The following is an 8,581-nucleotide window of genomic DNA, read 5'->3' as shown; positions in this document are numbered from 1 at the left end:
AAGCTACTCTTTCGAGCTATGAGAAAAAGGATAAGCTCGAACAGGATATTTTAGAGAAGATTGCTAAGGTTTTGGATATTCCTGTTGAAGCTATTACTGAATTAGGTGAAGATTCTGCTATAAATATAGTTGCTAGTACCCTAACTGCTAATGATAATGCTGCGATAATCAATTATTACCCTTCTTTCAATCCTATTGATAAAATAGTAGAGTTGTATGATAAGCTATTGCAATCGGAAAAAGAAAAAGTTGAAATGTTGCAAGAGGTATTAAGAGATAAAAAATAGGGAAATACGTTTCTGAATATACATACTATCCTTTTTTAATATACTACACACATTCAAGTATTAAAATGACCGAAAAAGATTATCATAAAAAAATATTACAAGTAATTTCTCCATATTTTGATCAAGAAGAAATAAATCTTACTAACCTTGCTAAAAAAGCAAATGGAGTTACTCCACAAGAATTATATAAGATACTTAGTAAAGAAAATATAGCCATTGATAATAAAATCTTAATGCTTGAAAAGGATATTTCATATTTAGAACCAAACCCAATTGATTTTGATTGGCGGTTTACTGATGATTCAGTAAGCGATATTCTTAATTTAATTGAGATTTCGAAGAATAATATTGGATGTTTTGGCGTACCAAGTGTTTTCAGAAAAATAGTTACGCATTCTGACACAATACTTTTCGATATTAATCCATTTCTTAAAGATGAGCTTCCTGATTGTAAGAATAGGATTATAGTTGCTGATCTAAATTTTGAAAAAATAATAGGTTATGAATTTGATATTATTATTATGGATCCTCCATGGTATACAAATTCTTTTATTAATTGGTTTAAACAAGCAATTAATAACTTAAAAAGCGGAGGTACAATATTTACAACTAAAATACCATCATTAGTGCGTCCATCCGCTGTTAAGGATTGGGAAAGTATAATTAATAAAATCAATTTATATCTTTCAACTGAAAAAAAAGAAATTGATATTCTCTATAAAACACCTTTATTTGAAATTGAATCCTACAAATCAATTGGATTAATGAACATAGGGGACTGGAGGAAAGCTGAATTTGTAAGTTTTAAGCTTATCAATAAAGAAATCTTAGAGTTTGAAATTGAGCCTAAAAATAATTGGGAAAGATATAAATTTGGGAATAAGACTGTTTCTATAAAGATCACAGATAATAATCAGGAGATTAAAATAATTCCACCATACCCTGATGGCTCCTATATTTTAAAATCCGTGAGTAATAGGGATGAATATAAAAAAAAGATAAACTTTATAACATCGCGTAATAAAGCATTAATTATACAAGGTACTATTAAGGTGAACTCTTTTCTGAAAAATTTAGCTTTGACCGATAATTTCAATAAATCACTTGTCGATAATTATACTAAACAGGAAATAGAATTATTAAAAGAAGTTTATAACCTAATTAAGACTTAAAATGGACACAATAATACTACGTTTTAGGGATACGGATAGGCAATTCGATACAATAAAAGAACACCAAGATATAATAGATTCTATTGGGTTTACTTGGTGGGGCTGGTGGAAAAAAAGTAGTGAAGATTCAAATGAGGAAGCCTTTAAAGACTTAAAGGAAAAAATTATTAAAGGAGAAATAACTCAAATAGGGTTATTCGATAGAACAGAAAATAGATTTTATATTGCTCAAATTTTGGATGTCTTATACGATTTAGAGAATAAAATAGGTACACCAGATAATAATTCAACCCCTATTTATTATAATGAAATAAAACTTCACAGTTGGTTTAAATTATGTAATATCAAGTCAATTGACAAAAAGCTTTTTGTAGAAAGATTTACTGAAATTCCAACAAAAAGTGAAACATTTTATGCGTTACCTTATTCAGAAGACGTAGTAAGTGAAAGAATTTTAATAAAAAATTCTAATATTTTGCATTTATCAGATATACATTTTGGCGATGATTTTGGTTTTCCGCATACTTCATCAATTAAGGGAAAAAACCTTCTTGATAAATTAAATGAATACTTTAAATTTATAAATAAAATTGAAGTAGGACTATTAGTTATATCGGGAGATATAACCTCTAGGGCGAATATTGGTATTTTACAAGGTCCGGCAACAGAATTTCTTAATAATTTGTGTAAAATGCTTAAATTAGAAAAGGATCATGTAATTATTGTTCCAGGGAATCATGACATCCCAATAAAAGATGCGAATTTTTATAATTATAATCATGAAAATGCTTATAAAATATTTCTGAATAATTTTTACGGTAAGGAAAAAGAAATCACTGGATACGAGAAATATATAACGCCAGATGGTAATAAAATTGATATTTTACGCATTAATTCTTCCCGACTTAGAGATAAATCAGAGATGAATTTTGGTTATGTTGGCTGGGATGACTATAGATATTTAATAGAAGAAAATACAGATAATGACAAAGATACCATCAGGATTGCCGTTTTGCACCATCATTTAATTCCAGTGCCATCAGAAGAACCATTAGACCCAGAATACCCCTATGGTAGCATTAGTTTGACATTGGATGCTGGAAAAGTTATTGAAGGTTTGCAATATTATAATTTTGATTTTGTACTTCATGGGCATCAACATTTGCCTGGTTTATGTAAAATATCAAGAGGTCAGATAAACAACAATAAAATCAATATAAAAAAAAGTCTTTTTATTTTAGGTGCAGGGAGTGCTGGAGCAAAAGTAGCAAGATTAACAGAAAATTTAAGAGATAATTCTTTTTCAATATTATTTTTAGATAAAGAAAAGCTCGCAATAGAAAGTGTTCAATATAATACAATAAGAGAACCTAATCTTTTATTTGAATCGGAAATAAAAATTGAAAGATAAATGATAGAGAGTTTATAATGTTATAAACTAAAATCTGTGGTAGATGAATTTGAATGAAATAATTGTTCGATTAGAACAGGTTGACTATTCAAGAGATACTGATGCTGAAGTGGTTGAAATACTCTTGAATATGTACGGTAAACCGATACCAGCTCCAATTATTGATATACCAGCTGGCAAATATATACTTCGTGCACGAAATGTAGCAGATTATAATGAAGTTTCTGTTCCACTAGATTTGTCCTATAATAGAAATTCGGCTTACTATGGAAGAGCAAATAAACCTAATAGTCCTATTTTTTATGGTTCATACTTTAATAGTACTTATGAAAAGACAGTTGGTACTTGCTTATTAGAAACATGTCCTCTTTTCAGAAATCAAAATCCGATAGAAAAAGAGTATAAGACTATTATAGGAGAATGGGAGGTTATCGAACCTATATCTGTCTTTACGATTATTAATCCACATCCCGATGGGAATAGATCTGATTTTCTTAATTATTTATCTGCTCATTTCCCTGGATTTATTGAACAATTTCGGGGTGTTTTTGACAAAAAAGAAATCATTTCTTTTCAAGAATATTTATATCATAAGTTCAATGAATTTAATATAACCGAAGATCCTAAAAAATATTGGATAACATCAAATTTTGCACAAACAATAATATTACCTGATGAAATAGATGGAATTATCTATGAAAGTACTCGGGCGTGGGATCCAAATTTGAAAGATGCTGTTTGTATAACATTAAAACCGAACAGTGCAGATGATAAATTAAGATTCATAAGAGCAATAAGAAGAACTTACGAATATAAAAACGGGGAATCTGACCTAATTGAAACTGAAATTCACCCAATGAATATTTAGAAAAAGGAAAATATTTTTTGATTAAAATATTTTTGCGGACATATTGCGGACATGAAGTATAAAATAAAAACGCTAACCACCTATATATAAGATACTTAGCGTTTTGAGATTGTACCCAGAGCCGGGGGCGCAATAGTTAAATATGTGGAGAGTTTAAATATTTGAATTGTAGCTAAATTTATATATAATCAATTGATAAATAAATATTTAATTGCATTATTAGGTCTAAATGTATTTAATTATATTCAAATAAATTTAGGACGTATGGGAACAATTTGGGAACAAATTCATAACTTTGTATTGAATCAATTATCAAAGACTTATGAAAGTTTCTGCATTCCTAAGAAAAATAGCAAAGAAAAATGATACAGACAGCCAAGCTACTATTTATTTTCGATTAAGAGATAAAAATAAAGATTTTAAATCTGCCAGTGAGCTAGTTATTAATCCAAATCATTGGAGCCAGGAGAAGCAAGGCTATAAAGACCGGGTAGCATTGATCAGCGATGATAAAAAAATGAAACTGAAAAATGATATACAAAACATTGTTTCTGTTATTACTCAAAACTATTCAGTAGATGCAAATGCAGAATGGCTTAGCGAGCAGATAGATAAATATCACCATCCTGATAAATATAAAACGCAAGAACAAATAGAATCAGAAACAAAACTCACCTTCGAACAGCTTTTGGAAGAATTTTTGCTAAAGCACAAATTGTCAGAAGTAAGAAAGAAGAATTTTCGAGTAATCAAGAGAGCTTTATTGCGTTACGAATTATATGTAAGGGCTACCAAGCGAGGGCAGAAATCTTTTATATTAGATATTGACAATGTTACTCCAGATACGCTGTATGATATGTGGGACTTTTTTGAAAATGAGCATAAATATTTTGAATTATATCCCTCTATTTATGAACAAATACCGGAAAAACGAACGCCTAAGCCAAGAGGAAAGAACACGCTTATCGATTGTTTCTGTCGAATAAGGACATTTTTTCTCTGGTGTTATGATAAGAAAAGAACTCAGAACAGACCATTTGATCAGTTTCGTATTGATGAATGTACTTATGGCACACCCATATATATCACATTAGAGGAACGTGATAAATTACTGGATAAAGACTTGTCAGAATACAAACAAGTTGAAATCCAACGTGATATTTTTGTTTTTCAAAGCCTGATCGGTTGCCGTATTGGGGATTTATTTCGTATGACTAAACGAAATATAATTGATGATGCCATTGAATATATACCAAGAAAGACAAAAGACGGAAATCCGGTAACAGTTAGAGTTCCATTAAATGATAAAGCAAAAGCCATTTTGGAAAAATATAAAGACTATACAGGTGATAAAATCTTACCTTTCATTTCTGAACAAAAATACAATGATGCTATCAAGAAGGCTTTCGAACTGGCTGAAATAAATCGAATAGTAACGATACTTGATCCCCTTACCAATGAAGAGGTAAAGAAGCCATTACACGAAGTTGTCAGCAGCCACATGGCAAGACGGACTTTTATCGGAAATATTTACAAAAAAGTAAAAGACCCTAACCTAATCGGAGCATTGAGTGGACACAAAGAAGGCAGCAAAGCTTTTAATCGTTATCGCGAAATAGACGAGGATATGAAAAAAGAATTAGTAAATTTGTTGAGTTAGATATTTCAAATTTAGAAAATAAATTACGTCCGCACTGTGAACGTAATTTAGCAACAACAAGATAAGTATAAAGAAGATCAAATAAATGGAAAACCGACAACTTATAGAATTATTGAATGAACTTGTGAAACAGCCTCACGAAAGCGAATGGGTCGAATTTAAACTCAATTTTCATTCTGCAGAAGAGATCGGAGAAAGAATCTCCGCAATCTCTAATGGTGCTTGCATCCACAATCAACAATATGGCTATTTGGTGTTCGGGGTTGAAGACTTAACACATATAATAAAAGGAACGACATTTAGAGGAAAGACTCATAAAAAGGGAAACGAAGAACTAGAGCACTGGTTAGCTACCCGCTTAAATCCAAGAATAGACTTTAATATTTATGAATTTGATTATGATAGTCAACGTCGCATTACTTTATTTGTAATCCCTGCAACAAAAACACAACCTGTGGAGTTTTTACATCATGCCTATATTCGAGTTGGAAGTATTACCAGAAAATTAAACGAGTTTCCTGAAAAGCAAGCTAAAATATGGAAGAAAGAGAGTATTCCTTTTGAGAGAGAGACTGCAAAAGACAACCTAGTAGCCTCTGATATAACTAAATATTTAAGCACAGAAACATATTTTGATTTAATGAAATTACCTTACCCTTCCAATCAACAGGGAGTAATTGACAAATTTATAGAAGAAGGATTAGTTGTTAAAGGAAAAACGTATGGTATAACTAAATTAGGAGCCATTCTTTTTGCCAAAAATTTAAAAGACTTTGAAAGTGTAGAAAGAAAGTCAGTTAGAGTGATTGTATATAGAGGAAAGAATAAAGTCGAGACTGAACGGGAACAAATTGGAATAAAAGGGTATGCTATCGGATTTGAAGGTTTAGTTAATTGGGTGAATGGACAATTACCTGCTAATGAAGAAATAGGTAAAGCTTTAAGAACTGAATCTAGAATGTATCCTGAAATCGCAATAAGAGAACTTGTTGCCAATGCTTTAATTCATCAGGATTTATCGGAAAAAGGATTTCCGATGGTTGAAATATTTCTAGATAGAATTGAAATCTCTAACCCGGGGACACCTCTTGTAACTCCGGATCGGTTTATTGATGCCTATGTTTCAAGAAATGAAAAGCTAGCAGATCTCATGAGAAGAATGGGATTCTGTGAAGAAAAAGGAAGCGGGATGGATAAAGTTATATTTTACAATGAATTATACCAGTTGCCTCCAATAAATATTATAGTAGCAGAAGGTAGAACTAGAGTTACAATGTATAGCTATAAATCATTGAATGATTTAGATAAGAAAGAAAAAATCCGAGCTTGCTATCAACATGCGTGTTTAAAATATGTTTCTAACGAAAAGATGACGAATCAATCATTAAGAGATCGTTTTAAAATAGAAGATCAAAATGCTGCTATTGCGTCAAGAATTATAAGAGACTCATTAGCTGAAAATGTAATTAAAGAAGATGATCCTGAAAGTAAATCACGAAAATATGCAAGCTATATTCCTTTTTGGGCATAAATCTTATTTGATGGTTATTTGATAACGGCATCGCACGGCATATATAATCGTCTTGTAATCAACCGGTTCTTATTTGATGGTTATTTGACAACTTCAATATTATAATTATGGGGCAGGTAGAATTTGACAACTTTCGGAATCGTATAAAAGACTGGATGGATCGCAATCAGGATGAATACGATTTCTTTGAAGAAGAGATTAATAAAAAAGATTCTACAGTCTACCAAACAATCATGTCCAAAGCGATCTCCCTTGTTCCACAGTATCAAAAAATCATAAGAAAAAAGGCTAATCAGGGAATGTACGACGACATTTCCGATATAGAAATCCTTTTCACAGAAAATAAAGTTGCCGAGTCACTCATCAAAGAATTTGATAAAGCAAATGAAAAATCAATTGTTCCGGCTTTATTATCATGGCTCTATTTTGGAAAAAGTTTTGAGAGAATGGTTGAAAGAGGGGAAGAGATGAGACGCAGCAGCGATACGAATTATATCCAGAAGCTAGTGATTACTGCTACAATAAAAATACTTATAGCTAAATCTATCAGTCTCGGGATGCGTAGTAAATCCGACTGGCAGGAGCATCGGCGGTTAATGAAATTAGTGGATAGCGATCATGTTATGAATTGGGGTATTGACAATACTGTGCCCGAAGAAAAGAAGAAAGTTGGAAGAAAGAGAACAGAAAAAACATTTGAGGAAGTACTGTCAATCTTGGTAGAAGATAAAACTGGATTATTAAACCGGATCGAAGAATATTTAATTACCAAACATACCGACTTAGATTTAGCCCGTCTAAAGATAGCACTTGATGAATTATATTATATAGAACCCTGCGATATCAAGTTGTTCAGGGATGCTTTAGCTCAACAATACCAAGCTATGGTTACCATTGTCGGGGAAAGAGGTATTCAGAAAAAATACAGAGACCTTAATAGTTTTCTTCCGGTAAAGGAAGTTTTTATGAAAGACTTCGGAGAAGATAGAAACGTTATTGATAAACTAAAGGGTTTTTTACGAAATTGAATTCGTTTGATTCGTTTTTTAATTCGGCGAATTTGTCGCCAATTAAATAGCTTATAATCAGAATTATTCTCATATATATTTGCGCCACTGCCTTATTTTAAGGTAGTGGTTTTGCTTTTTACATCTGCCGATTGCAAAGCCTAACATGAGCAGATATATTACTAATATGAAAAAATTATTAGAAATTATCGAACAGGGAAATGCCAACATCAAATTAGAGATGAGCGGCGGAGACTTATTGGAGTTTTCAAATGATTTAATTAACCGTGCTAAAACCGAACTATCGACAGAGATAGCGGAAGCCCGAAAAGAAAAGTACCTGACACGGGGAGAAGTAAAGCAAATATGCGGAGTCTGTGATGCAACTTTATGGCACTGGAATAAAAAGAACTATTTGAAAACTATTAAAGTTGGGAGTAAAGTCCGATACCGAATGTCAGACGTCAAACGAATCTTAGAGGGTAGCAGCACGAATACCAAATAACTGTACCCATGAAAGAAAAAGCATCAGCTTCTGCTCGCAGGTCGAAAAATGAGCGGATTGAAGAGGAACTGCGGACATTGTACAACTTTCGGTTCAATACCGTAAAGAGCCGTACAGAGTACCGGGATATCCATGCACAA

General features: G+C 31.8%; 8 protein-coding genes. All 8 read left to right on the top strand.

The window, feature by feature from the left end; all coding sequences use genetic code 11:
- On the top strand, nucleotides 1-287 hold a 287-nt coding region (locus tag PKC55_RS18015), incomplete at its 5' end, for an XRE family transcriptional regulator (RefSeq protein ID WP_324373631.1).
- Between the two features lie 65 nt (nucleotides 288-352).
- Entirely contained in the window at nucleotides 353-1,459 is a 1,107-nt protein-coding gene (locus PKC55_RS18010; protein ID WP_291127728.1) for a hypothetical protein, read from the top strand.
- A gap of 1 nt (nucleotide 1,460) precedes the next feature.
- Entirely contained in the window at nucleotides 1,461-2,870 is a 1,410-nt protein-coding gene (locus PKC55_RS18005; RefSeq protein ID WP_291127725.1) for a metallophosphoesterase family protein, read from the top strand.
- Nucleotides 2,871-2,913: 43 nt separating this feature from the next.
- Nucleotides 2,914-3,738, top strand: coding sequence for a hypothetical protein (locus PKC55_RS18000; RefSeq protein WP_291127722.1), 825 nt, complete (start codon nucleotides 2,914-2,916; stop codon nucleotides 3,736-3,738).
- 322 nt (nucleotides 3,739-4,060) lie between these two features.
- The gene (locus PKC55_RS17995) at nucleotides 4,061-5,398 is read left to right on the top strand and encodes a site-specific integrase (protein WP_291127720.1); all 1,338 of its coding nucleotides are present in this window, start codon (nucleotides 4,061-4,063) and stop codon (nucleotides 5,396-5,398) included.
- 85 nt (nucleotides 5,399-5,483) lie between these two features.
- On the top strand, nucleotides 5,484-6,929 hold the full coding sequence (locus PKC55_RS17990) for an RNA-binding domain-containing protein (protein WP_291027769.1): 1,446 nt from the start codon (nucleotides 5,484-5,486) through the stop codon (nucleotides 6,927-6,929).
- A gap of 107 nt (nucleotides 6,930-7,036) precedes the next feature.
- Nucleotides 7,037-7,957: a DUF6043 family protein gene (locus PKC55_RS17985; RefSeq protein WP_291127718.1), complete on the top strand. Its 921-nt coding sequence runs from the start codon at nucleotides 7,037-7,039 to the stop codon at nucleotides 7,955-7,957.
- A gap of 166 nt (nucleotides 7,958-8,123) precedes the next feature.
- Nucleotides 8,124-8,441, top strand: coding sequence for a helix-turn-helix domain-containing protein (locus tag PKC55_RS17980; protein ID WP_291127715.1), 318 nt, complete (start codon nucleotides 8,124-8,126; stop codon nucleotides 8,439-8,441).
- The last annotated feature ends 140 nt before the right edge of the window (nucleotides 8,442-8,581 follow it).

The sequence above is a fragment of the Dysgonomonas sp. genome (assembly GCF_035323175.1).
Classification (GTDB): Bacteria; Bacteroidota; Bacteroidia; order Bacteroidales; family Dysgonomonadaceae; genus Dysgonomonas.
The sequence above is the reverse complement of the archived record's forward strand: the minus strand, read 5'-3'. Positions and strand labels throughout refer to the sequence as shown.